Below are 24,207 nucleotides of genomic sequence, written 5' to 3'. Positions count from 1 at the left end.
GCCGTCGTGCGGCGCCGGGCTGAAACATTTTGCGCCGGGCCTCCGGCGTCGTAGAATTAGTTCTAGTCAATTTGACTATAACTACTCCGGCGGTCGGGCCGGAACCGTCCGGGCGGTCCGCAGGGGCTGGCCAGGATCCCGGAACGCGGGGGTCGATCACCGTCTACACCTCACCAGCCAACGTCTCCGAGCGCCAGCTCGCGCCGCCGTCGCTGGCCATTTCCACGGTGATTTTCGCGTTGCGCCCCAGTGAACGCACCGGCCGCCCCACCCTGTGGATCCCGCTGGTGCGCCGGATCCGCGAACCCTTTAAGAACCAGTGGGCCCTCCCCGGCGGCCCGCTGACACATGCGGAGTCGCTGCAGGACGCGGCCTCCCGCAACCTGCGCGAGACCACCGGGCTGGCGCCCAGCTACCTCGAACAGCTCTATGCCTTCGGCGGCCTGCACCGCTCGCCCACCCAGCGGGTGGTCTCGATTGTCTACTGGGCGCTGGTCCAGCCCACCGAGGCCGCGCTGGCCGACGAATCCGAAAATGTCCGCTGGTTCCGGGCGGACCGTCTCGGCGACCTGGCTTTCGACCACAACGCAATCGTCGACTACGCGCTCTGGCGGCTGCGGAACAAGATGGCCTACGGCTCGATCGCCTACCACCTGCTCGGCGAGTACTTCACCCTTGCGCAGGTCCGCGAGGTCTACGAGGCAGTCCTGGACCGCGAACTGGATCCGGCCAACTTCCGCCGCCAGATCAAGGCCACCCCGGAAATCGAAGAAACCGACGAATACCTCCAGGGCGGCAAGCACCGCCCGCCCCGCCTCTACCGCTTCACCGGCCGCCCCGGCCTCGATCCAGACAACAGGAGCACACCATGAGCAGCGTCAACACGGCGATCCAGCTGATTACGCGCGAACAGGCCGCAGGCCAGGCACCAGCAGCCGCGGCAGGTTCGACCTGCAGCCCGGCCCTGGCCCGCGGCCCGTGGGACTTCGACCTCGCCGAGGCCCTGGCCGGTGTCCCGGCGTACGGCCCGGGCGCCTCCGCAGCCGATGTCGCCCCGCCGTCGACGCCCCGGCAGGGGCAGCTTCCGGAGGAATACCGCCTGGCCGGCGACGCCGAACTGGACGCCCGGATCCGGGCGGCGAAGGCGGCGCTGGGGGACCGGGCCGTCATCCTGGGCCACTTCTACCAGCGCGACGAGGTGATCCAGTACGCCGACTTCGTGGGCGACTCCTTCCAGCTCGCCAACGCTGCCCTGACCCGGCCGGACGCCGAGGCGATCATCTTCTGCGGAGTGCACTTCATGGCCGAGACCGCGGACATCCTCTCCGCGCCCGAGCAGGCCGTGATCCTGCCCAACCTCGCCGCCGGCTGCTCAATGGCGGACATGGCGGACATCGATTCGGTGACCGAGTGCTGGGAGCAGCTGGAGGAGCTGTTCGGCACCGAGCCCGACGCCGAGGGCCGGGTCCCGGTCATCCCGGTCACCTACATGAACTCCTCCGCAGCGCTCAAGGGCTTCTGCGGCGAGCACGGCGGAATCGTCTGCACCTCCTCGAACGCCGCCACGGTGCTGGAATGGGCTTTTGAACGGGGCCAGCGCGTGCTGTTCTTCCCCGACCAGCACCTGGGCCGCAACACCGCCAAAGCCATGGGTGTGCCGCTGGAGCAGATGCCGATGTGGAATCCGCGCAAGGAGCTAGGCGGCAACGACGAACGCGCCCTGCAGGACTCGCGGGTGATCCTGTGGCATGGCTTCTGCTCGGTCCACAAGCGCTTCAGCGTGGCCCAGATCGAGAAGGCGCGCGCCGACTTCCCGGGCGTGCAGGTCATCGTTCACCCCGAATGCCCCATGCCGGTGGTGGACGCAGCCGACTCGGCCGGCTCCACGGACTTCATCCGCAAGGCCATCGCCGCCGCCACCGAACCCACGGTCTTCGCCGTCGGCACCGAGATCAACCTGGTCAACCGGCTGGCCGCGGAATACCCGCAGCACACCATCTTCTGCCTGGACCCCGTGATCTGCCCCTGCTCCACGATGTACCGCATCCACCCCGGCTACCTGGCCTGGGTGCTGGAGGCCCTGGTCCGCGGCGAGGTGGTCAACCGGATCACGGTGGCGGACGACGTCGCGGTCCCCGCCCGGGTGGCCCTCGAACGCATGCTGGCGGCGCGACCGTGACCAGGCGACTCGTCGTCGTCGGGAGCGGGATCGCCGGGCTGTATGCGGCGCTCCTCGCCTCCGAAGCGCCGGCCGCCGAGGTGGTGCTGCTGACCAAGGGCTCGCTCGAGGCGAGCAACACCTTCTACGCCCAGGGCGGGGTGTCCGCGGTGCTGGCGCCGGCTGAGGCCGCGCCGGGAGACTCGGTAGAGGCCCATATTGCCGACACCGTCGCGGCCGGGGCCGGGCTGAACAATCCCGACGCCGTCCGGATCCTATGCACCGAGGCCGTGCGGGACATCGCCGGGCTGCGGCGCTTCGGCGTGAACTTCGACGTCCGCTCGGACGGCGGACCGGCGCTGGGCCTGGAAGCCGCGCATTCGGCCGCCCGCATCCTGCACGCCGGCGGCGATGCGACCGGTGCCTGGATCGCCCGAGGCCTCGTGGCCGCCGTGCTGGAGCGCGCCGTCCAGGGTCGGCTCCGGGTTGAGACCGGCGCCTTTGTGACCGAACTGCTCACCGACGGCGACCATCCGGCAGCCCCTACGGGGGCCGTCACCGGGGTCGCCTTCCTGGCCAGCGGACAACGGAGGCGGCTGGAGGCCGACGCCGTGCTGCTCGCCACCGGCGGCGCCGGGCGGCTGTTTGCCCGCACCAGCAACCCCGCCGTTGCCACCGCCGACGGCCTTGCCCTGGCCTGGCGTGCGGGCGCAGCGGTCCGTGACCTGGAGTTCTTCCAGTTCCACCCCACCACGCTGGCCGCCGCCGAGGCACCCGGCGGGCCGCCGTCGCTGCTGATCTCGGAGGCGGTGCGCGGGGAGGGGGCCGTGCTGCTGGACGCCGCCGGCCACCGCTTTATGCCCGACTACCACCCGGACGCCGAGCTGGCCCCGCGCGACGTCGTCTCCCGCAGCATTGCCCTGCACCTGGCGGCAACCGGGCAGCCGGCGGACAGCCCGGTGTACCTGGACGCCCGGGGGATCGAAGCCAGCCGCGGGGCCGGGTTCCTGGCCCGTCGTTTCCCGACCATCACCGCCCGGACCCGGGCCGCCGGCTACGACTGGACCGCCGAAGCGCTGCCGGTGTCCCCGGCCGCCCACTACTGGATGGGCGGGATCGCCACCGACCTCTGGGGCCGCACCTCGGTGCCGGGGCTCTACGCCGCGGGCGAGGCCGCCTGCACCGGGGCCCAGGGAGCCAACCGGCTGGCCAGCAACTCGCTGCTCGAAGGGTTGGTGTTCGGGCGGCGGGCCGTGGAGGACTTCCTCCGTGACGAAACGGGCTGGACGTCAGTTGGGGCGTCGTCCGACGCCGTTCCTCCGCGTGCTGTCTCGGCCGCAAGCGGCCTCCCCTTGACGCACGCTTCCGGAACGCCATCGAACGACGGTGGCCAACGTTCCGTAAGTGCCGGCCGGGAACCCCACCAGTCCGGTTTGCCCGAAGTTGTCGTGAAGTCAGGGCCCGGTTCTGGGGAGTTTTCTCGGGAGGGTTTGGGGCGGTTGATGACCGCGCGGGCCGGGGTGTTGCGCAGTGGCGTTGAGCTTGATGCCGCCGCGGAGCGGCTTGCCGACTGGGCCGCCGTCGTCCCCCCTGGGACGGTGCCGGACTCGGAAGACCCGCGGGAGCACGAGGACCGCAACCTGCTGCTGGCTGCTCGACTGCTCGTGGATGCCGCCCGGAACCGGACGGCATCCGTGGGCGCCCACCACCGGGCCGATACCGACCCGGCCTCCGCACCAACCCCCTCCATGCAAAGGATTTCCTCATGACCACCACCACCCAGGACACCCCGGGGCTGACCGGCGTCGAGCTTGCCGGCTCGCTGCCGGCAGCCGCCGTCGACGCCGTGCTCCGTGCGGCCCTGCTGGAGGACGCCCCCTACGGCGACATCACCTCGCAGACCCTTATCCCGGCCGACGCCCGCGCCACTGCGGTGCTGGCAGCCCGGGTGCCCGGGGTGCTCAGCGGCGGCGAGGTGTTCGCCGCGGCGATGAAGCTGGCGGACCCGGCCGCCGTCGTCGAGCTGCTCATGGCCGACGGCGAGGCCTTCGAGGCCGGCGCGGCGCTGGCCCGGGTGACCGGCAACGCCCGCGGCGTGCTGCTGGCCGAAAGGGTGGCGCTGAACCTGGTCCAGCGGATGAGCGCGATCGCCACGCGTACCGCGGAGTTCGTCGCGCTGGTGGCCGGCACCGGCGCACGAATCACCGACACCCGGAAGACGACGCCGGGGCTCCGGGTGCTGGAGCGCTACGCGGTCCGCTGCGGCGGGGGAGCGAACCACCGCTTCAGCCTCTCGGACGCGGTCCTGGCCAAAGACAACCACCTTGCGGTGCTGACCGGGGGAGACCCGGCGAAGCTCACCGCGGTGCTGCGCGGCGCCAAGGCCCGGCTGGGCCACACCACGCACTTCGAGGTGGAGGTGGACAGCATGGAGCAGATTGAGCCCGTGCTGGCCGCCGGCGTGGACACGATCATGCTGGACAACTTCTCGCCGGAAGAACTGGCTGCCGGCGTCGAACTGGTCGGCGGGCGGGCCCGGGTCGAGGCCAGCGGCAACGTCAGCCTCGCTACCGTGGCCGGGGTCGCCGCTGCCGGCGTGGATATCATCTCCATTGGTGCCCTCACGCACAGCGTCACCGCCCTGGATCTGGGCCTCGACGTCGAGCTGGAACCGGCCGGCTGAGGCGCACCGTGATCTTCCTGGACGCCGCCGCCACGACGCCGGTCCGCCGCGAGGTCCTTGAGGCCATGTGGCCCTACCTCAGCGGGGACTTCGGCAATCCGTCGAGCCACCATTCGCTCGGCGACGCCGCCGCTGCGGCGCTCGCCGGGGCACGGGAAGCGACGGCGAAGGCCCTGGGCTGCCGCCCGGGCGAAGTCATCTTCACCGCCGGCGGGACGGAAGCGGACAACCTCGCGGTCAAAGGCATCGCCTTGGCCCGCCGCGCGGCCGATCCGCGCCTGGACCGGGTGGCGATCAGCGCCGTCGAACACCCGGCGGTGGAAGAATCCGCCAGGTACCTCGAACGTGTCCATGGTTTCGCCGTGGACGTGGTCCCGGTGGACCGCTACGGGCAGGTGAGCGAGGAAGCGCTCGCGGCCGTGCTTCGGCCGGAAACCGCGCTGGTGAGCGTGATGTACGCCAACAACGAGGTGGGTACGGTCCAGCCGGTGGCCCGGCTGGCGGCACTGGCCCGGGGGCTCGGCATCCCGTTCCACACCGACGCCGTGCAGGCCGCCGGCTGGCTGCCCCTGGATGTGCGCGGGCTAGGTGTCGACGCGCTGAGCCTCTCCGGCCACAAGCTGGGCGCCCCGAAAGGCTGCGGGGCGCTGTATGTGCGTGGCCGGACCCGGCTGGAGCCGCTGATCCACGGCGGCGGGCAGGAGCGCGGCCGCCGCTCCGGCACCGAAAACGTGGCCGGGGCCGTGGCCATGGCGACGGCGCTGGGCCTCGCCGGGCCGTCGCAGCGGGAGGCCTCGGCCCGGGTCGCCGCCCTGCGCGACGACTTCATTGCCGAGGTCCTGACCGGGGTGCCCGGCGCCTTCCTCACCGGCCATCCGGCGGACAGGCTCCCCTCGGTTGCGTCGTTCTGCTTCCCGGGCACCAGCGGGGAATCGGTGCTGCTGGAGCTCGAACGCCAAGGAGTGATCTGCTCCAGCGGCTCGGCCTGCGCGGCTGGTTCCGACGAGCCCTCCCCGGTGCTGCTGGCCTTGGGGATCGACGCCGAGGTGGCGCAGACAGCCGTGCGCTTCAGCTTCGATGCGTCCGTCACGGCTGCCGAGCTGCGCGAAGCGGCAGCCGCGGTGCGCACCGCCGTCGGCAGCATCCGCACCCTCGGCCCAACTAGCCCGCAGTAGTTGGCTGGGGGCTAGCGGTGCCGGGCCCGGCGGAAGATCCAGTGCCGGAGCATGGTGAACCGCACGGCCGTGGCGAGGAAGCCGGACAAAGTGGTGGTCCAGAGCTCGTCGGCCACGGTCGCGTCGGGGTCGACCCAATGCAGCACCCCGAGGCTGCCGCCGGTGATCAGCAGCGCAACGGCGATCACTATCAGCCCGTTCAGGTGGTCGCGCTTCATCTTGTGCCGTTCGGTGATCTTGAACGTCAGCCGCCGGTTCAGGGCCGTGTTCATCAGCGAGGTCATGATCAGCGCCGCCGCGTTGGCCGGCTGGGATCCGATCCACGGCCGCAGGAACGCATACAGCGCCAGTGAGGTCACGGTGCAGACGACGCCGACGCCGGTAAAACGCAGAAGCTGCCGGACCACCGGATAGCGGAGCACGCCCCGGTGGCGGCGGCGCGTCGCCGCGGGCGACAGGGGCTGCGAAGTTGGCTGCGCTTGTTGTAGCTGCGACTCCATCCGGCTAATACAGCTCGCCGACCGGGATGTCCACGGCCAGACGGTTCGACGGCCCGGCCAGGGGGCAGGCCCAGGCCTCGTTGTACGCGCAGGAGGGGTTGTAGGCGAAGTTGAAGTCCAGTACGAACTCGGCGGCGTCCCCGGAACCGGTGACGCCGTGGAAGGCGCCCTTGATGGTGTCCAGCAGGTAGCGTCCGGCGCCGTAGCTGCCGCCGGGCTGGCCGGCGGTGGCGTCCCGGAACGGCACGAAAATGCCGCCGCCGTAGCCGTTGAGCTTCCAGACCGCCAACTGGCCCATCTCCGGCAGGTCGAAGGTGCCCAGCCGGACAAAGCGGACCACTCCGTCGGTCCCGGTCTCGACGTTCATCTCCCGCCCCGCGCCCTCTTTGGTGATCGGGACGTGGAAGCGGTAGATCGGGTCGTAGTCGGCGGTCTTGAGGCCGCCGAAGCTGGCTTTGGCCTCGTCGGTCAGCGGCGACGCCGGGTGCGTACCGAACATGCGGTCGCGCTCGTGCCGCCAGTAGGAGTGCGCTTCGGCCGGGCTGTCCGCGGCGATCTTCCGCACGGTGGCGTACAGCGCAAAGGTCCGGAGCCGCCAGTCCGCGATGTCGACGGCGGACATCCGCGCGACACCGTCCGGCTCGCCAAAGTCCGCTCCATCAAAGTGCTGTTCAGCCATCCCCCCAGCCTAGCCGGGTTTCGTTGCAGGAAATGCGGCGGCCCCTGCCGTCGGGTGCGCCAGGCGCGCCGTAGGCTGTCGCGCATGCACACCAACGCCCCTGCCGGGCCCGCCCTCCGCGCCGCCGCCTCGCTGGCAGAACTCGTCCGGTTCCGCACCGTGTCCTCCCGGGTTCCCGCCGAGGTGGACACCGCCGAGTTCGAGGCCTTCCTGTCCGCCCTGCCCCGGCTCTACCCCGCTGTCCACGCCGCACTGGAGATGGAACGCGTCAACGGGCTGGCACTCCTGTTCCGGTGGCCCGGTACCGGTACCGGCACCGGCACCGGCACCGACGCCGGGACCCGAAACCGGGCCGCCGTGCTGATGGCGCATTACGACGTCGTCCCGGCCGGGGACGGGGACGCGTGGACCCATCCGCCGTTTTCCGGCCACAATGACGGCACCCACCTGTGGGGTCGCGGCACCCTCGACGACAAAGGCCAACTGGTCGCCATCCTGGAGGCCGCAGAAGCCCTGCTGGCAGCGGGCTTCGCCCCGGTAAATGACATCTACTTCTCCTTCGGCAACAACGAGGAAACCGCCGGTGACAGCGCCTCAGCCGCAGCCGGACTCCTCGCCGCCAGGGGAGTGCGGCCCTGGCTCGTGCTGGACGAGGGGGGCGCCGTCGCGGGAGACGCGTTCCCGGGCGTGAGCCGGCCGGCCGCCGTCGTCGGTGTGGCCGAAAAGGGGATCCTGGACGTGGAACTGCTGACCCGCGACCCCGGGGGACACGCCTCGACGCCGCCGCGGATGGGGGCGACGGCGCGGCTGGCCCGGGCCATCACCCGGATCGAGCGCAGTCCGTTTCCGCAGAGCCTGCCGGAGGTGACCGCGGAAATGCTCCGGCGCTTCGGCCCGCACGCACCGGCCCCGCTGCGGGTCGCCTTCGCGAACCTGTCGCTGCTCAGGGTCCCCATGACCTGGCTTTTCGGCCGGCTGGGGAACGAAACCAACGCGATGACCCGCACCACGGTGGCGGTCACCACGCTGGAGGGCAGCGCCGGCGCCAACGTGCTCGCCGCGACGGCCAAGGCGAACGCCAACATCCGGGTCGCCGTGGGGGACACCGTGGCCGGAACCGTGGAGCGGCTGAGGAAGGTCATCCGCGATCCGAAGGTGGAGCTGCGGGTCGTGGAGGGCAACGATCCCACGCCGGTCAGCGACTTTGCGGGACCGCAGTGGGAGCTGCTGGAGGACTGCATTGCCGAGACCTTCCCGGAGGCGATCATCACGCCGTACATCATGATGGGCGGAACGGACTCGCGCCGGTTCACCGGGATCTGCGACGCCGTCTACCGGTTTGCGCCCTTCGCCATGGACGCCAGGGACCGCGGCTCGATCCATGCCGTGGACGAAAAGATCTCACTCGAGACGCTGGGCCGGGGCGTCCGCTTCTACGAAACGCTGCTCCGGAAACTCTGAACCGCCACGGGCCCCGGCTACGCTGTCACCATGACAGGGACGGCTATTTCCCGCGGACTCCGGATTGCTGCTGCGCTGGCGCTCACCGCGGCGGCGCTCGCCGGCTGCAGCACCGACGGCAAGGGCACACCGGCCTGGACGGCGGGCAGCCCGGGCGGAAGCTCGACGGCGGGTCCCTCCGCCGGGACCGCGTCGCCGGCGTCGCCCGGCGCCTCTGCCTCGGCGCCGGGGACCGCGACGGGTACCGCGTCCGCGGGCGCCTCCGCGGGCGCGACGGCGGCCGCCTGGAAGACCTTCACGGACCCTGCTAAGAACGTCAGTTTCGACCTGCCGCAGGAATGGATTGCCCAGTCGCTCACCCCGGCGCAGGGCACCCTGCCGGGGGCCCTCAAGATCGAGGTCAAGGATGCGGACGGCCGGTACCTGGCCACGCTGCAGACCGGACTGCCGGCCCAGGCGGCCGGCGCCTGCTCGGGCGATGCCGCCAAACCGTACGTCGTGGTCAGCAGCATTCCGGTGGAACTGCCGCACCGCGGCGGGGCGGGGACCATCGACCCGCACGTGGTGTTCCGGGTCATCCAGGGCTACAAGTACTTCGGGTCCTACGGCATCACCAACGTGGTCGGGGGAGCGGAAGGCAAGGCTTGCTCCCTGCAGAACGTGGTGCGCGGGCCCGACGGCAAGGGCGACTATTCGTTCGGCGACCTCGCCGAACTCAAAGCGTTCGCCCCGGACCAAAAAGTCGCGCCGGCCAGGTCTTTTGACACGCTGGCCCAGGCGGACAAATACGTCAACGAGGGGTCGGAATTCGCCAATGTCCAGCGGATGCTAATGTCGCTGAAGATCAAAAACTAGTCCCGCCGCCGGCATCATTGCGGCTGGGGCGATTGCCCGCCCGCTGAGGCTTCAGCGGCTTCGCTCGTACCCCTCCGGAGATCCATGGAACGCATCGTGACCGCACGCCTGGCCTTCAAGACCGTGGCCGATACCAAGGTCGCGATGGCGGTGGCCGTGGCCCGCAACCCCGGCTACAGCGGATTCGAGGAGTCGCTTTCCGTCACGGCCGGCGGCGAGGACGTGCCTCTGACCGAGCTGTCGGACCACCACGGCGGACGCTTCCACTACATGGAGTTCGCCGAGCCCACCGAGGTCCTGGTCGAATACGGTGCCACCGTCACCGGGTCGGCCGCGCCTGAGGAACCCGGACTGATGGAGCTCATCCGCTACGTACGCCCCAGCCGGTACGCCGAATCCGACCGGCTGCTCCCGACGGCGTACGCCGAGTTCGGCGGCCTGCAGGGCGGGGAGTTGCTCCACGCCGTGCGGGACTGGGTCTTCAGCGAGCTGCGCTACGTCAGCGGATCGTCGCGCGGCACGGACGGCGCCGTCGAGACGCTGCTGCACCGGCGCGGCGTCTGCCGGGACTTCGCCCACCTGGCAATTTCGCTGCTGCGGTCCAAGAACGTCCCGGCGCGCCTGGCCGCGGTGTACGCGCCCGGGCTGAGCCCGATGGACTTCCACGCCGTGGCCGAAGCACACGTCAACGGGGCCTGGCACGTGATCGACCCGACCGGACTGGCGCCCCGGGAGAGCATGCTCCGGATTACCGCCGGCCGGGACTCCTCGGACACGGCGTTTCTGTCCACCGTCGGCGGCAGCCTCTCGTTGAAGGAACTCAAGGTCACCGCCACGGTCACCGGTCAATTGCCCGTAGAGGACCCGGCCGCGCTGGTCACCATCCGCTAGCTGCGCCAGCAGCGCCAGCGGGCTCGGGCCCGGCTAGCGCGCCTGGACCGCGGTCCGCAGTTTTTCCGTCAGGCGCAGCAGCTCGCGCTGTTCCTCGTCGGTCAGGGCCGGGGCCACCAGGGCGGCAATGTCGCGGACGTGCTCCCGGCCGATCTGTTTCTGCAGTTCCCGGCCGGCGTCGGTGAGCCGGACCAGGACACCGCGGCCGTCGTCGGGGGCGGGCCGCCGTTCCACCAGCCCCCGCTTTTCCAGCCGCTCCACCAGCCGGCTCAGGCTCGACTGGCTCAAGAGCACGTGGTCGTTGAGTTCATTCTGGCGGAGCCAGCCGGAAGGACAGCCGGAGAGCGTGAACAGCACGTCGTACTCGTTTACGGCCAGGGCCTTGAAAGCGGGCCCGGACTGCAGCCGGCGCATCACGGCCACCTGGGCGCGGAACAGGGACTCCCAGGTTTCCGCGGCCAGGCGGACCGGCGATTCGGTCCTGGCTGACATCATGCCTCCTGCGGGGCGGCGTCCCGGGATGCCAGCGAGGCGGCGACACGGGCGGCGTGGGTCGGCGGTTCCGGGACGTGGGCCGGCGTCTTCTCGGCGTATTCCTTGCGGAGCACCGGCAGGACTTCCTCGCCAAAGAGGTCCAGCTGCTCCAGCACGGTCTTCAAGGGCAGGCCGGCGTGATCGATCAGGAACAACTGGCGCTGGTAGTCGCCGAAGTACTCGCGGAAGGTCAGGGTCTTCTCGATGACTTCCTGCGGGCTGCCGACAGTCAGCGGGGTCTGGGACGTGAAGTCCTCCAGCGAGGGGCCATGGCCGTAGACCGGGGCGTTGTCGAAGTAGGGACGGAACTCCTTGACGGCGTCCTGTGAGTTCTTCCGCATGAAGAACTGGCCGCCCAGGCCCACAATCGCCTGGTCCGCCTTGCCGTGGCCGTAGTGCTCGTAGCGTTCACGGTAGAGGCCGATCAGCTGCTGGTAGTGCTCCTTGGGCCAGAAGATGTTGTTGGCGAAGAAGCCGTCCCCGTAGTACGCGGCGACTTCGGCGATCTGCGGCGTGCGGATGGAGCCGTGCCAGACAAAGGGGGCGACGCCGTCGAGCGGGCGCGGGGTGGAGGTGAAGTTCTGCAGCGGGGTGCGGTGCTTGCCCGACCAGTTGACCGTGTCCTCGTCCCAGAGCCGGCGCAGCAGGGAGTAGTTCTCGATCGCGAGTTCGATCCCGTCCTGGATGTTCTTGCCGAACCAGGGGTAGACCGGGGCGGTGTTGCCGCGGCCCAGGACCAGGTCCACCCGGCCGTCTGCGAGGTGCTGGAGCATCGCGAAGTCCTCGGCGATCTTCACCGGGTCGTTGGTGGTGATCAGCGTCGTCGCGGTGGAAAGGATGATCCGTTCCGTCTGCGCCGCGATGTAGGCCAGCGTGGTGGTGGGGGAGGAGGAGAAGAACGGCCGGTTGTGGTGCTCGCCGATGGCGTAGACATCCATGCCGATCTCTTCGACCTTTTTGGCGATCGCCACCGAGGCCTTGATGCGCTCGTGTTCGGTAGGGGTGCGGCCCGTGGTGGGGTCCGTGGTGATGTCGCTGACGCTGAAGACGCCGATCTGCATGGTGTTCCTTTCCCTGGCCGGAAACTTCCGGTTGCTGTTTCCACTGTACCCGATTTAGATGCATTTGCATCTATCGTTCGGTACAACGCCCGCCACGCCGGGATATTCCCCTGCCCTCCGGGGAGCCGGCGGCGCCCGGCCCTAGGATGCAATCAATCGGCTGGCCGCCAGGTCTCCAGCCCGCCCGGAAGGTTCCCATGCGCCGCATCGTTGCTTTTTTGTGTCTGGTGGAACTCACCAGCGGAATCCTGCAGGGCTACTACACTCCCATCCTCACCGACATCGCCCGGCACCTGGGGATCCACGACGGCGACGTCAACTGGTTCGAGGCCGCCCAGTTGACGGTCAGCGCCCTGGCCGTGCCCGTGCTGGCAAAGCTGGGCGACCTGTACGGGCACCGCCGGATCCTGCTTGTCTCCACTGTCCTCACCGCTGCCGCCTCCTGGGGCGTGGCGCTGGCGCCGGATTTCTGGACGTTCCTCGCCGCCTGGTCCCTGCAGGGCTTCTACGTGGTCTGGCTGCCGCTGGAGATCGCCTTGGTCTTCAGCCGGGTGCACGGACTGCCCGACGGCGCTGCCCGCACCCGCCGCGCGGCGGGCGTCCTCGTGGGGGCGCTGGAATTCGGTGTCATCGCAGGCGCCCTCGCGGCCGGGGCGCTCGTGGAAGTGTTCGCCGGGCAGCTGCAGCTGGTGCTGATGCTTCCGGCGCTGGCCGTGACCGCCTGCTGGTTCGCCATCCGCTTCGGCGTGCCGGAATCGACCGGGCGCGCCAGCGGCCGGGTGGACACCGGCGGCTTCGCGCTGCTCGCCGTCGGGCTGCTGCTGATCACCTCCGGGCTGACGTTCATGCGGCTCAACGGACCCGGTGCCTGGTGGGCCTGGGTGCTGGTCGCGGCCGGGCTGCTGGCCTTTGTTCGCTTTGTCCGCGTCCAGCTGCGCCGCGAGGACCCGCTGGTGGATATCCGGATGCTGCGGTCCAAGTCCATGTGGCCGGTGCAGCTGACCGCGGGGCTGTTTGGCGTCTCCGTGCTGGGTGCCCAGGCCCCGCTCTCGACCTTTGCCCGGACCGATCCCGCGCTCCACGGCTACGGGCTGGGGCTGCGTGCGGGGCAGGTTTCGATCATCATCGGTGTGTACGTGCTCGCCCTGCTGGTGGGAGCACTGCTCTACCCCGTGGTGACCCGCCGGCTCACCCCGCGCTGGACCCTCGTGGGCGCAGCGGCGCTTGTGGGCGTCGGCTACCTGCTGTTTTTGCCCCTGCACGGCAGCCTGGCCGAGGCGCTGGTCAACATGGCGGTGGCCGGCGTCGGTTCCGGGGCGCTCGTTGCGGCACTGCCCTCGGCGGCGGCTGCCGCGGCGCCGCTGAACCGGACCGCGATGGCCACAGGGCTGACGAACACCACCAAGACCATCGGGGGTGCCTTCGCCTCCGCGGTCTTCGGCATTGCGCTGCTCAGCCACGTCCTGGGCGACACCGGTGCTGCCGCGGACGCGGGCCAGACCGCGGCGCCGCTGGCCGGCTACCTCACGGTGTGGGCCGTCTGCGGGGTCACCGGACTGGCCGCGGCCGCCGCCCTGATGCTCGTGCCCCGGCTGGCGTTCTCCGACCCCGGCCCGGTCCCCGCCGAAACCCCTGCCGACACCCCCGACCCCGCGTCCGCCTCCAAATGACCCGTCCCATCCCCAACTAGCTCGCAATAGTCGGGCGGGGAGGGCGGACCCTAGTTGCGGAGCGCCGGGGCCTCGTCCGGTTCGTCGGCCTCGTCATGCTGGTCCAGGCCGCCAGCCGTGCCCGCCGCGTCCGCCGGTGCCGGCTGGGCGCGGCGGCCGTGGGCCGGCTTGCCGCCGGCGGCCTTCTGCAGCGCCCTGCGTTCGCGCCGGCCCTCCACCAGCCGGTACAGCACCGGGACCAGGACCAGGGTCAGGGCGGTGGAGGAGATGAGTCCGCCGATCACCACAATAGCCAGCGGCTGGGAGATGAAGCCACCGCCACCCGTGAGGCCCAGCGCCATCGGGGTCAAGGCGAACACCGTGGCCAGCGCTGTCATCAGGATCGGCCGAAGGCGCTGCCTCGCGCCGTGCGTGATCGCCTCCGCCACGCTCATCCCGGGCTCGCCGTTGCGCGGCTGGCGGTACTGGTTGATCAGGTCAATCAGCACGATCGCGTTGGTCACCACGATGCCCACCAGCATCAGCATGCCGATCAGCGACGGAAGCCCCAGCGGGACGCGGGTCACGAGCAGCAGCGCGATGGCGCCGGTGGCCGCGAACGGGACCGAGACCAGCAAGATCAGCGGCTGCACGAGCGACTTGAAGGCGGCCACCATGATCACGTAGACGATGGCGATGGCGGCGAGCAACGCCAGCCCGAGCTGCCCGAAGGACTCGGCCTGCTGGGTCGTGGCGCCGCCGATCTCCGCGGTGACGCCCGGCGGGAGCTGGACGTTCTTGAGCCGGGACTGCACCTCGGTGCTGACCGCGCCGAGGTTGCCGCCCGACGGCGTGATGGAGACGCGCGCGGTCCGCTGGCCGTTGCTGGCCGTGACGGAGACCGGAACGTCCACCTGTTCCACCGAGGCGATCGAGGACAGCGGAACCGGCCCGCGCGCCGTCGGCAGCGGAAGGTCGCGGACGGCGCCGATGCTGGTGAATCGGGTGCCCTCTCCGATCCGGACCGGGAAATCGGTGGTGCCAATGCGGACGGTGCCGGCCGGGATCGGGCTGATGGTGGAGGCCAGCACGCCGGCGACCTGCTGTTCGTTCAGGCCCGCCGCGACGGCCTTGGCACGGTCCACCTTGACCTGCACCACGGGCTGGCTTGCGGCCAGGTTGGTGCTGACCTCGGAGGAGCCGGGGACGCCGTCCATGGCCTTGACCATGGCATCGCTGGCGGTGCGGAGGTCCGCGGAGCTGGCGGCCTTGAGCGTGATGTCGACCGTCGACGTCGTGCCGAAGCCGCCCTGTTGCGAGCCGACGGTGATCTTGCCGGCCCCGGAGATCTTGGCGAGTTCGCCGCGGACAGTGTCCTGCAGCTGGCCCTGGTTGAACTTCTCTTCGGTCACCACGGTGAAGCTGGAATTCGCCGCCCCGGTCGACTGCAGCGCGGAGAAACCGGTCTGGGCGTTGCCGGTGGTGACCTGGACGTCCTTGATCCCGTCGATGCCCCGCAGCACGGTTTCGACCTTGATGGCCGCGGCGCTTCCCTCGGCCAGGCTGGTGCCGGCCGGAAGGGCCTGCTTCACGGTCATGCTGTTTTCGCCGGAACGGCCCAGCAGGTCGGTGGCGAGCAGCGGCGACATGGCCGCGGTCCCGCCGAGGACCAGGACGGCAGCGACCAGCGTTATCACGGGATGCCGCTGGGTCTTCGTGAGGATCGGGAGGTAGCCGCGCTGCAGGAAGCTGCGCTGTTCGGCTTCGTGAGCCTTTGCCGCGGTCTCGCGGGCCGAGGCTTCGGACACGGCGTTCCCGGCCTTGTCCGCCGGCGTCCGCAGGAACCAGTAGGCCAGCACCGGAACGATGGTAAGCGAGACCAGCAGTGAAGACACCAGGGCGATCGTGACCGTGAGCGCAAAGGGCCGGAACAGCTCGCCGGCGAGTCCGGCCACGAAGGCGATCGGCAGGAACACCGCCACCGTGGTGAGCGTGGAAGCCGTGATCGCTCCGGCGACTTCCCGGATGGAGGTCAGGATGGCGGTGATTTTCTGTTCGCCGTAGCTGAGGTGCCGTTTGATGTTCTCGATCACCACGATCGAGTCGTCCACCACGCGGCCGATGGCGATGGTCAGCGCCCCAAGGGTCAGGATGTTCAGCGAGTACCCGGTGGCGGAGAGCCCGATGAAGGTGATCAGCAGGGACAGCGGGATGGACACAGCCGTGACCAGGGTGGAGCGCACCGAAAGCAGGAACAGCAGGATGACGGCGACGGCGAAGCCGAGCCCCAGCAGTCCCTCGGTGGTGAGGTCCTTGATCGACTTCTCAATGAACGGCGCCTGGTCGAAGACCGGGGTGAACTTGGCGTTCGAGCCCAGCTCGGCCTCAAGCTGCGGGATGGAGTCCTTCACCGCATGCGAAATGCCGACCGTGTCGCCCTCCGGCTTCTTGGTGACCGACAGGGCCAGGGTTTCCTTGCCGTTGGTCCGGGTGATCGAGGTGCGGGCGTCCTCGGTGACGCTGACATCCGCCACGGTGCCGATGGTGGCGGCGTCGCGGGCGCCTCCCAGCGGCAGGGCCTTGACCGCGTCCAGGGAGTCCACCGGACTGCCGATCTGCAGCGACAGTGTCTTCCCCTGCTCCTCGATGCTGCCGGCGGGCACCAGCGAACCGTTGTTCTTCAGCGCATCCGTAATGGAGGCGATGGTGGCGCCGGAGGCCGCCATGGCCTCGGGCCGCGGCAGGATCTTGATGTGCTGGGTGGCCCCGCCGGTCACCTCGGCTCCGCGGACGCCGTCGAGCTTCTGCAGCCGCGGCACGCTCAGGCGGGCCAGGTCCGCGTTGAGTTCGCTGAGCGGCTTGTCCGAGGAAACCGCGAGGTAAACGATCGGGAAGTCACTGATGCTGCCGGCGATCGCCTGCGGCTGGACGTCCTTCGGCAGCGCCTGCTTGGCGTTGGAGATGGCACGGTCGATCTGGTTCCGGGCCCTATCCAGGTTGGAGCCGTAGGTGAACACCAGGGTGATCTGGGAGACGCCGTTGCGCGAGGTCGAGGACGTCGACTCCAGCCCCTCGACGCCGTTGAGCGCCGTCTCGAGCGGACCGCTGATCTGCTTGTCCACGACTTCCGGCGAGGCCCCGGGCATCGAGGTGATGACCGTGATCTGCGGGAACTCGATGGACGGAATGAGCTCCTGCTTGAGCGAGGACATCGTGATCACGCCGAAGACGGACGCGAAGACGGTGATCAGCGCGATCAGCGCCCGGTTTCCTAGCGAGAGCTTGGCCAGCCGGAACATCTCATGGTCTCCTGGTGGGTCGACGGACGCACGTCACAACATGACGTCAAAAGGATTAAACGTGCCGCAACCCCACAGGGTTTCAGCGGGTGGCGCTGACCGGTTCAAGCTGGAGGGCTGCGGCCGTCTCGGCCTCGAGCCGGGCGGCGAGTTCCGGGTTCTCGTTGAGCTTGACGCCGTAGCCCGGCATCATCTCCTTGAGCTTGGACTGCCAGCCCTTGAAGTTCTTCGGGAACGACTTCTGCAGGAGTTCGATCATGATCGGCACCGCGGTAGAGGCGCCCGGGGACGCGCCGAGGAGGGCGCCGATGGTGCCGTCGCGGCCGGCGATGACCTCGGTGCCGAACTGCAGCACGCCGCCCTTCTTCGGGTCCTTCTTGATGATCTGGACCCGCTGGCCGGCGGTGATGAGTTCCCAGTCGCCGTCCTTGGCCTCCGGGTAGTACTCCCGCAGGGCCTCCACCTTGGCCCCGTGCCGCTTGGCGACTTCCTTGACCAGGTAGGCGGTGAGATCCATGTTGTCCTTGGCCACGGCCAGCATCGGGATGATGTTGGAGGGACGGATGGACAGCGGCAGGTCCAGGTAGGAGCCGTTCTTGAGGAAGTTGGTGGAGAAGCCGGCATAGGGTCCGAAGAGCAGGGACCGCTTGCCGTTGACGAACCGGGTGTCCAGGTGCGGCACGGACATGGGCGGGGCGCCCACGGATGCCTGGCCGTAAACCTTGGCGCTGTGCTGGGCGGCGAGGGTCTCGTCGGTGCAGCGGAAGAACTGGCCGGAAACCGGGAAACCGCCGTAGCCCTTGCTTTCGGGGATGCCCGAGGCCTGCAGCAGGTGCAGCGCCCCGCCGCCGGCGCCGACGAAGACGAACTTCGCGTGGATCGAGCCGTGCTCGCCGGAGCGGGGGTGCTTGAGCGACAGGTCCCAGCCGCCGTCGGAGGCACGCTTGAGGTCGGTGACGTCGTGGCCGTAGTTGATTTCCACACCATTGTTGCCGAGGTAGCCGGTCAACTCGCGGGTCAGTGCGCCGAAGTCGACGTCGGTGCCCTCGGCGGCGCGGGTTGCCGCGATGTGCTGCTTCGGGTCGCGGCCCTTGACGATCAGCGGCGCCCACTTGGCGATCTGGGCGTGGTCCTCCGAGAACTCCATGGAGCGGAACAGCGGGTTCGGCTTGAGCGCTTCGTAGCGGGTCCGGAGGAACTTGGCGTTGGCGTCGCCCACCACGAAGCTCATGTGCGGCACCGTGTTGATGAAGCCCTTGGGGGAGCCGATCAGGGAGTTGGTGACCAGGTGGGACCAGAACTGGCGGGACAGCTGGAACTGCTCGTTGATGTGCAGGGCCTTGGCCGGGTCCACCGAGCCGTCTTTGGCTGCGGGGGAGTAGTTAAGCTCACACAGGGCGGCGTGCCCGGTGCCCGCGTTGTTCCACGGATCGGAGCTTTCCAAGCCCGGCTGGTCCAGGCGCTCGAACAGCGAAATGGTCCAGTTCGGCTCCAGCTGCTTTAGGAAGGCGCCCAGCGTGGCGCTCATAATGCCGCCGCCAATCAGGACAACGTCGGCATGTTGGGTCTTGGAAATGAAAGTCACAATCAGTCTCCGATAGCAGCGGCTCTGGCTGTCACAGAATATCCCTGCACCGCCCACTAACTGAAATTGGGTGCCTCCGTCAAGGCTTTAACACGACCTTGGTGAAAACTTCGTTCAGGACGGGCGAGGCCGGGTACTTCAGCACCCGGTCGGAGAGCGCCAGTGCCGAGATCGGGAACGCGATCGGCACGGCCGGGACGGTCGCGGCAATCTGGGCGTTGATGGTCTGGTACTGCTCGGTGCGATCCTTGCCGTCAGGCAGGCCGCGCGCCCGGGCGATCTTGGAGAACACCTGGGGATCCTGGTAGCCGAACTCGCCGGTGTTCTCGCCGAACAGCGGGCCCACGAAGTTGTCCGGATCGGCATAGGAGCCGTTCCAGCCGAGCAGGTGCAGGGCGTGGTCCCCGGGGGAGGTGACTTTCTGGAGGTAGCCGTCGGACCAGTCCACCGGAACCGGCTTGATGTTGAGACCGACGGCGGTGAGCTGGCGGCTGATCTCGGCGTAGACCTTCTCCGGAGTCGGCAGGTACGGCCTGGCGACGTTGAGCGGGTAGTAGAACTTCAGTTCCTCGCCCTTGTATCCGGCCTCGGCGAGGAGTTCCTTGGCCTTGGCGGGATCGTGTCCCAGCGAGGGGGCGTTGTTGTTGAAGCCGCTCAGCTTCGGCGGTACGAACTGGGAGGCCGCCGCGGTGTTGTCGATGAAGAACTTGCGGATCAGGGTGTCCTTGTCCAGGGCCATCTCGATCGCCTGGCGGACCTTGAGGTTCTGCAGCACCGGCACTTCCTGGTTCATGCCCAGGTACATGACCGAGAACGGATCACGCTGGATGATCTGCTTCCCGCGCTTGACCAACTGGTCAAAATTTCCCACCGTGACCGAATCGAAGGCATCGATCTTGCCATCCAGCAGCGCCTGCAGCCGGGTCTGCGGGTGGTCGTAGCTGATGAAGTTGATGGTTCCGATCTGGCCCTTGTCGCCCCAGTAATCCTTGTTGCTGGTCAGGGTGACGGTGTTGTTGTCCCATGAGCCGAAAACGAAGGGGCCGGTGCCCACCGGGTGCAGGGCATAGGCGGACACGGCCTGGCCTTCGCGGCTCTGGGTGAGCGCGTCGGCGGACTGCGCGGCGAGGGCCTTCGGCGAAGAGATCGCGAAAGCGGGCAGCGTCAAGGCCTGGAGGAAGCCCGTGAACGGCTGGGTGAGGTCGATCCGGACACTGTTCGCGGCCAGGGCGGTGCAGCCCTTGTAGATGGACAGCGAGGCCTGGTCGGCGTGGGCCTTGAACACCCCCTTGAAGGTGCTGCCCGTCGCCTGCTTCCGGAGGGCTGCGGGGAAGTTGAACCAGCGGTTGAAGTTGGTGCACACCGCGGCCGCGTCGAAGACCGTTCCGTCCTGGAATTTCACGTTCTCGCGGAGCTTGAAGGTGTAGGCGCGGCCCTCGTTGCTGTCGTTCCACTCCGTTGCCAGCAGGGGGGTGGGCTTGCCGCTGGTCTGGTCGACCCCGATCAGCCCCTCGAGTACCTGGCGGGTGATGCGGTAGGAGTCGACGTCGGAGACGAGCGCCGGGTCCAGGCCCAGCGGCCGCGATGCGGTGCCGAAGTTGAATGTGGCGGTGGGGGCGGCGTCGGACGCGCTGGCGGTGGACGGCGACGGCGCCGGGCCGGGTGTTCCGGTGCACGCTGCGAGCGGCAACAACAACAGGACTGCACTGACACCGGCCGCGATGCGGCGCAACGTCCTGCGGGGGCCGGTCGTGGTCGGCGCGTTACTGCTGGGCACTGAAGGAATCACCTCTGGGGAACTGTAAGGCCGCCGGCTGCGGAACAGCCCCAGTCTAGTAGACCGGGCTGCGGATCCCGGCGTGGCCGCCGCGGCGGTGACCCGAGGCGAACCCGGCACACCCGCCCGCAACGGGCGAAGGCCCGCACCAACAGGTGCGGGCCTTCGTTTCTCCTCGTGGATCCAGGGAGTCAGTCTGGAGCCGGGCAGGAGGGTCTTCGGGTTGCCTACTTGGGCATCAGGACGGAGTCGACCATGTAGACCGTGGCGTTGGCCGTCTTGACGCCGCCGCAGACGACGTTGGCGTTGTCGACCTTGAGCGCGTCCTTGGTGCCGGTGACGGTGACGGAACCGCCCTGGACCGTCTTGTGGGTGCCGACAATCTTGTCCGGGCTGATCTTGCCGGGCACCACGTGGTAGGTCAGGATCTTGCTCAGCAGGGCGTCGTCCGTCTTGAGCGCTTCGATGGTGGCGGGGTCGATCTTCTTGAACGCGTCATCCGTCGGAGCGAAGACGGTGAATTCGCTGCCGTTCAGGGTGTCCACCAGGTTGACCTTGGGGTTGAGCTTGCCGGAGACGGCGGCGGTCAGGGTGGTCAGGATCGGGTTGTTGGAGGCGGCCACGGCCACCGGATCCAGGGCCATGCCGGACACGGAGCCTGCGCCGCTGGGAACCTTGGCGGCGTAGCCGGCGCAGCCGGCGCCGACGAGGTCAGCTGCCGGGTCCATCGCGGCGGCGGAAGAGCTCATGGACGGCGACGGCGCCATGCTCGAGGCGGACGGCGTGGAGGCCGGAGCCGAGGAGGAGCTGGAACCGGTGCTGGAACCGCCGCAGGCAGTGAGGCTGAGCATGGTTGCGGCAGCGATACCTGCAACGGCGAAAGTCGTGCGCTTGATGGTCTGCATTTCGAATCTCCTTTGTTGTGCCGATTTCGTTGCCGGCAGCGAACGTCTTTGCCGCTGCGGCCCTTATCCGACTGATGGGCACCGACCCTTGGTTGGTGTCTCAATGGGTATTCGGGGGTTCGGCGGAAAGGGATGGGTGGGATTCGAAATTTTTTTCCGGCGGGTCAGTTCTCCCCGGCGCGACCGTGGGCCAGTCCGGTGGGGAAGCCGACAAGGACGGGTTCCGGCGCTCCGCAGCAGCCGCCCGAGGTTTCCGCCACGAAGCCTGCCGGCGCGGCGGCGGCCACGTCGCAGCTGGTGCCGACATCCGAGGAGCAGACGCCGGTCTCCGGCAGCTCGAGCTGGACGGTGTCGGCGGCTTGACGGTCGCCGGCCAGGGCAGCCGCGACGGAGCGGACCTGTTCGTAGCCGGTGGCCAGCAGGAAGGTGGGGGCCCGGCCGTAGGACTTCATGCCGACGATGTAGAAGTCCTGTTCCGGGTGGGCCAGCATCCGGGCCCCGTGGGGCTCGACGGTACCGCAGGAGTGGAATTCGGGGTCGATCAGCGGGCCGAGCTCGCGCGGGGCCTCGACGCCGGGGTCCAGTTCCAGCCGGAGTTCCCGAAGCATGTCCAGGTTCGGACGGAAGCCGGTGGCCGGGACCACGACGTCGGCCGTCAGGGTGCGGCCGTCGGTTGCGGTCAGCGTGACGGGGCCGCCGTCGGCGGTAAGGCCGGCGATACCGAAGCCGGTCTGGAGGTCCACGGTGCCGGATTCGACCAGTGCGCGCAGCCGGCTGCCGAGTTGGCCGCGGGCGGCGAGGCCGTCGGCGTCGCCGCCGCCGTAGACCTTGGCCGCCGAGGCGCCGCGGATCGCCCATACGATCTTCGTCCCGGGCACCTGGGCGGCAAGCTCGGCGAGGTTGAGCAGGGTGTTGGCGGCGGAGTGGCCCGCGCCGATGACGACGGCGGTGCGCCCCGCAAACGTTTCCCGGTCGCGGCCCAGGACATCCGGAAGCGGCGAGGAGATGCGTGAAGCCGCGGCGGCTTCGCCGACCGCGGGGAGCCCTGAGGTTCCCAGCGGGTTGCGGGTGGACCAGGTGCCGGAGGCGTCGATGACAGCGGCGGCCTGGTGATCGCTGACTTTGCCGTCGGCGTGTTCCACCCGGACCAGGAAGGGGGTAGTGTCGCGGCCGCGGCTGTGGGTTTTGTCCATGCCCTGCCGGGTTACTGCCACGACGCGGACGCCGGTCCGCAGCCGGGACGCGATCTCGGGCAGCGAGGCGAGCGGGGTGAGGTAACGGTCAACCAGGTCGCCGCCGGTGGGCAGCGCGGCCGGCTCCGGTGGTTCCCAGCCGGTCGCGGCGAGCAGGCGGACGGCGGCGGCGTCGGTGTTGTACTGCCACGGGGAGAAGAGCCGGATGTGGCGCCACTGCTCGATCGCGGCGCCCGCGGAGGGGCCGGCCTCGAAGATCAAAGGTTCCAGTCCTCGTTCGATCAAGTGGGCCGCTGCGGCCAGGCCAACGGGGCCTGCGCCGATGATGGCCACGGGAAGGGGAGTGGTTACAGCCATGATGTCCTCTGTTTCATCCGGTGGTGCCTAGGAGTGGGTGGGTTCCTCGACCAGGGCGGTGGCGATGCTGTCGGCGTCGTCCAGCGCGGCGAGGTAGCGTTCGGCGTCCAGCGCGGCCGCGCAGCCGGTGCCGGCGGCGGTGATGGCCTGGCGGTAGCGGTGATCAACCGCGTCCCCGCAGGCGAAGACACCGCTGACGTTGGTGACCGTGGTGGGGGAGTCGACCTTGATATACCCCTCGGCGTCGAGCTCCACCTGGCCGTGCAGCAGCTCGGTGCGCGGCACGTGGCCGATCGCGACGAAGATGCCGGTGGCGGCCTGCTCCCGGGTTTCGCCGGTGGCCGTGTCCGTCAGGGTGACGCCGGTGACCTTGCCGTCACCGTGGATCGCGGTGACGGCGGAGTTCCAGGCGAAACGGATCTTGGGGTTGTCCTTGGCCCGCTGGGCCATGATGCGGGAGGCCCGCAGCTCGTTCTTGCGCACAACGACGGTGACGGTTTTGCCGAAGCGGGTCAGGAAGGTGGCCTCCTCCATGGCCGAGTCGCCGCCACCGACCACAATGATGTCCTGGTCGCGGAAGAAGAAGCCGTCGCAGGTGGCACACCAGGAGACGCCGTGGCCGCTGAACTTCTTCTCCTCCGGCAGGCCGAGCTCCTTGTAGGCGGAGCCGGTGGCGAGGATGACGGCGGGCGCCTCGTAGGTCTCGCCGGCTCCGGTGACGACGCGCTTGAGGTGCCCGGTGAGCTGGACCTCGGTGACGTCGTCGAACAGCACCTGGGCGCCGAACTTCTCGGCCTGCTGCTGGAGGCCGTCCATCAGCTCGGGGCCTTGGACGCCTGCGGGGAAGCCGGGGAAGTTCTCCACCTCGGTGGTGTTCATCAACGCCCCGCCCGCGGTGACGGCGCCGGCGATGACCAGGGGTGCCAGCCCGGCGCGGGCGGCGTAGATCGCAGCGGTGTAGCCGGCCGGGCCGGACCCGATGATGATCAGCTTTTCGGTCATGGCCGGACTCCTATTTGGCGGCGGGGGTGAGGGAGGCGATGAGGTCCTCGATCCGGGACCTGATCTCGTCGCGGATGGGGCGGACGGCGGCGACGCCCTGGCCGGCCGGGTCCTCGAGTTCCCAGTCCTCGTAGCGCTTGCCCGGGAAGATCGGGCAGGTGTCGCCGCAGCCCATCGTGATGACGACGTCGGATTCCTTGACAGCCTCGGTGGTGAGGACCTTCGGGATTTCGGCGGACATATCGATGCCGAGTTCGGCCATGGCCTCGACGGCGGCCGGATTGACCTTCTCGGCGGGCTGGGAACCGGCGGACCGGACCTCGACCGCGCCGTTGGAAAGCGTGGTGAGGAAGGCGGCCGCCATCTGCGAACGGCCGGCGTTGTGGACGCAGACGAACAGGACGGAGGGCTTTTTGGCGGTTTCGGTGCTCACGGGTTTCTCC

General features: G+C 69.2%; 20 protein-coding genes. 9 read left to right on the top strand and 11 right to left on the bottom strand.

The window, feature by feature from the left end; genetic code table 11:
• Positions 1-155: 155 nt before the first annotated feature.
• Genes FFF93_RS10610 through FFF93_RS10590 form a run of 5 tightly spaced genes read left to right on the top strand, consistent with a single transcriptional unit; the run spans position 156 to position 6,016 of the window.
• Positions 156-872 (top strand): NrtR DNA-binding winged helix domain-containing protein, encoded by a 717-nt coding sequence (locus tag FFF93_RS10610; RefSeq protein WP_138770427.1) that lies wholly within the window; start codon positions 156-158, stop codon positions 870-872.
• On the top strand, positions 869-2,179 hold the full coding sequence (gene nadA / locus FFF93_RS10605) for a quinolinate synthase NadA (RefSeq protein WP_138768945.1): 1,311 nt from the start codon (positions 869-871) through the stop codon (positions 2,177-2,179). The genes FFF93_RS10610 and nadA overlap by 4 nt, the downstream gene beginning before the upstream one ends.
• Positions 2,176-3,927, top strand: a complete 1,752-nt coding sequence (locus FFF93_RS10600) for an L-aspartate oxidase (protein WP_138768946.1) — start codon at positions 2,176-2,178, stop codon at positions 3,925-3,927. Before nadA ends, FFF93_RS10600 begins: the two co-directional genes overlap by 4 nt.
• Positions 3,924-4,841: a carboxylating nicotinate-nucleotide diphosphorylase gene (nadC, locus tag FFF93_RS10595; RefSeq protein ID WP_138768947.1), complete on the top strand. Its 918-nt coding sequence runs from the start codon at positions 3,924-3,926 to the stop codon at positions 4,839-4,841. Before FFF93_RS10600 ends, nadC begins: the two co-directional genes overlap by 4 nt.
• A gap of 8 nt (positions 4,842-4,849) precedes the next feature.
• Entirely contained in the window at positions 4,850-6,016 is a 1,167-nt protein-coding gene (locus tag FFF93_RS10590; protein WP_138768948.1) for a cysteine desulfurase family protein, read from the top strand.
• Between the two features lie 11 nt (positions 6,017-6,027).
• On the opposite strand, the gene FFF93_RS10585 is transcribed toward FFF93_RS10590, so the two are convergent.
• Together FFF93_RS10585 and FFF93_RS10580 are read right to left on the bottom strand one after the other, a co-directional pair.
• Complete coding sequence (locus tag FFF93_RS10585; protein WP_138768949.1) at positions 6,028-6,516, bottom strand: GtrA family protein; 489 nt, start codon at positions 6,514-6,516, stop codon at positions 6,028-6,030.
• 4 nt (positions 6,517-6,520) lie between these two features.
• Complete coding sequence (locus FFF93_RS10580) at positions 6,521-7,195, bottom strand: DUF1684 domain-containing protein (RefSeq protein WP_138768950.1); 675 nt, start codon at positions 7,193-7,195, stop codon at positions 6,521-6,523.
• Between the two features lie 84 nt (positions 7,196-7,279).
• Between FFF93_RS10580 and FFF93_RS10575 the strand changes: the two genes are divergently transcribed.
• The 3 genes from FFF93_RS10575 to FFF93_RS10565 all read left to right on the top strand — a co-directional run bounded on the left by FFF93_RS10575 (position 7,280) and on the right by FFF93_RS10565 (position 10,402).
• Complete coding sequence (locus tag FFF93_RS10575) at positions 7,280-8,656, top strand: M20/M25/M40 family metallo-hydrolase (RefSeq protein ID WP_138768951.1); 1,377 nt, start codon at positions 7,280-7,282, stop codon at positions 8,654-8,656.
• A gap of 30 nt (positions 8,657-8,686) precedes the next feature.
• On the top strand, positions 8,687-9,511 hold the full coding sequence (locus tag FFF93_RS10570; protein ID WP_138768952.1) for a hypothetical protein: 825 nt from the start codon (positions 8,687-8,689) through the stop codon (positions 9,509-9,511).
• A gap of 84 nt (positions 9,512-9,595) precedes the next feature.
• Positions 9,596-10,402, top strand: a complete 807-nt coding sequence (locus tag FFF93_RS10565) for a transglutaminase family protein (RefSeq protein ID WP_138768953.1) — start codon at positions 9,596-9,598, stop codon at positions 10,400-10,402.
• A 33-nt stretch (positions 10,403-10,435) separates the two neighbouring features.
• Here FFF93_RS10565 and FFF93_RS10560 read toward each other — a convergent pair whose 3' ends face one another.
• Complete coding sequence (locus tag FFF93_RS10560) at positions 10,436-10,897, bottom strand: MarR family winged helix-turn-helix transcriptional regulator (RefSeq protein WP_138768954.1); 462 nt, start codon at positions 10,895-10,897, stop codon at positions 10,436-10,438.
• Positions 10,894-11,997 carry an LLM class flavin-dependent oxidoreductase gene (locus FFF93_RS10555; RefSeq protein ID WP_138768955.1) on the bottom strand — a complete coding sequence of 368 codons (1,104 nt, stop codon included), beginning with the start codon at positions 11,995-11,997 and terminating at the stop codon, positions 10,894-10,896. The genes FFF93_RS10560 and FFF93_RS10555 overlap by 4 nt, the downstream gene beginning before the upstream one ends.
• Positions 11,998-12,224: 227 nt before the next feature.
• Here FFF93_RS10555 and FFF93_RS10550 point away from each other — a divergent pair, with 227 nt between their 5' ends.
• A complete protein-coding gene (locus FFF93_RS10550; RefSeq protein ID WP_315851451.1) occupies positions 12,225-13,667 on the top strand; it encodes an MFS transporter in 1,443 nt (480 codons plus the stop codon).
• Between the two features lie 50 nt (positions 13,668-13,717).
• Here FFF93_RS10550 and FFF93_RS10545 read toward each other — a convergent pair whose 3' ends face one another.
• The 7 genes from FFF93_RS10545 to FFF93_RS10515 form a co-directional block, all read right to left on the bottom strand.
• A complete protein-coding gene (locus FFF93_RS10545; protein WP_138768957.1) occupies positions 13,718-16,945 on the bottom strand; it encodes an efflux RND transporter permease subunit in 3,228 nt (1,075 codons plus the stop codon).
• Between the two features lie 82 nt (positions 16,946-17,027).
• Complete coding sequence (locus FFF93_RS10540; RefSeq protein ID WP_138768958.1) at positions 17,028-18,530, bottom strand: malate:quinone oxidoreductase; 1,503 nt, start codon at positions 18,528-18,530, stop codon at positions 17,028-17,030.
• Between the two features lie 79 nt (positions 18,531-18,609).
• Complete coding sequence (locus FFF93_RS10535) at positions 18,610-20,262, bottom strand: ABC transporter substrate-binding protein (protein ID WP_186372277.1); 1,653 nt, start codon at positions 20,260-20,262, stop codon at positions 18,610-18,612.
• A gap of 272 nt (positions 20,263-20,534) precedes the next feature.
• Positions 20,535-21,212, bottom strand: a complete 678-nt coding sequence (locus FFF93_RS10530) for a fasciclin domain-containing protein (protein ID WP_138768959.1) — start codon at positions 21,210-21,212, stop codon at positions 20,535-20,537.
• Positions 21,213-21,376: 164 nt separating this feature from the next.
• Positions 21,377-22,762: an FAD-dependent oxidoreductase gene (locus FFF93_RS10525; RefSeq protein ID WP_138768960.1), complete on the bottom strand. Its 1,386-nt coding sequence runs from the start codon at positions 22,760-22,762 to the stop codon at positions 21,377-21,379.
• Positions 22,763-22,789: 27 nt separating this feature from the next.
• Positions 22,790-23,764, bottom strand: coding sequence for a thioredoxin-disulfide reductase (gene trxB / locus FFF93_RS10520; protein ID WP_138768961.1), 975 nt, complete (start codon positions 23,762-23,764; stop codon positions 22,790-22,792).
• A 10-nt stretch (positions 23,765-23,774) separates the two neighbouring features.
• Positions 23,775-24,197: an arsenate reductase ArsC gene (locus FFF93_RS10515; RefSeq protein WP_138768962.1), complete on the bottom strand. Its 423-nt coding sequence runs from the start codon at positions 24,195-24,197 to the stop codon at positions 23,775-23,777.
• Positions 24,198-24,207 lie beyond the last annotated feature (10 nt).

Origin of the sequence: Arthrobacter sp. KBS0702 (genome assembly GCF_005937985.2) — a bacterium.
Lineage (GTDB): Bacteria > Actinomycetota > Actinomycetes > Actinomycetales > Micrococcaceae > Arthrobacter.
This window is presented reverse-complemented; position numbering and strand designations above follow the sequence as displayed.

Bases quoted from the DNA above. Each gene is read 5' to 3' on its own strand.
- nadA (WP_138768945.1), top strand. From the start codon at position 869: ATGAGCAGCGTCAACACGGCGATCCAGCTGATTACGCGCGAACAGGCC.
- nadC (WP_138768947.1), top strand. From the start codon at position 3,924: ATGACCACCACCACCCAGGACACCCCGGGGCTGACCGGCGTCGAGCTT.
- FFF93_RS10585 (WP_138768949.1), bottom strand. From the start codon at position 6,516: ATGGAGTCGCAGCTACAACAAGCGCAGCCAACTTCGCAGCCCCTGTCG.
- FFF93_RS10580 (WP_138768950.1), bottom strand. From the start codon at position 7,195: ATGGCTGAACAGCACTTTGATGGAGCGGACTTTGGCGAGCCGGACGGT.
- FFF93_RS10575 (WP_138768951.1), top strand. From the start codon at position 7,280: ATGCACACCAACGCCCCTGCCGGGCCCGCCCTCCGCGCCGCCGCCTCG.
- FFF93_RS10570 (WP_138768952.1), top strand. From the start codon at position 8,687: ATGACAGGGACGGCTATTTCCCGCGGACTCCGGATTGCTGCTGCGCTG.
- FFF93_RS10565 (WP_138768953.1), top strand. From the start codon at position 9,596: ATGGAACGCATCGTGACCGCACGCCTGGCCTTCAAGACCGTGGCCGAT.
- FFF93_RS10560 (WP_138768954.1), bottom strand. From the start codon at position 10,897: ATGATGTCAGCCAGGACCGAATCGCCGGTCCGCCTGGCCGCGGAAACC.
- FFF93_RS10555 (WP_138768955.1), bottom strand. From the start codon at position 11,997: ATGCAGATCGGCGTCTTCAGCGTCAGCGACATCACCACGGACCCCACC.
- FFF93_RS10545 (WP_138768957.1), bottom strand. From the start codon at position 16,945: ATGTTCCGGCTGGCCAAGCTCTCGCTAGGAAACCGGGCGCTGATCGCG.
- FFF93_RS10530 (WP_138768959.1), bottom strand. From the start codon at position 21,212: ATGCAGACCATCAAGCGCACGACTTTCGCCGTTGCAGGTATCGCTGCC.
- FFF93_RS10525 (WP_138768960.1), bottom strand. From the start codon at position 22,762: ATGGCTGTAACCACTCCCCTTCCCGTGGCCATCATCGGCGCAGGCCCC.
- trxB (WP_138768961.1), bottom strand. From the start codon at position 23,764: ATGACCGAAAAGCTGATCATCATCGGGTCCGGCCCGGCCGGCTACACC.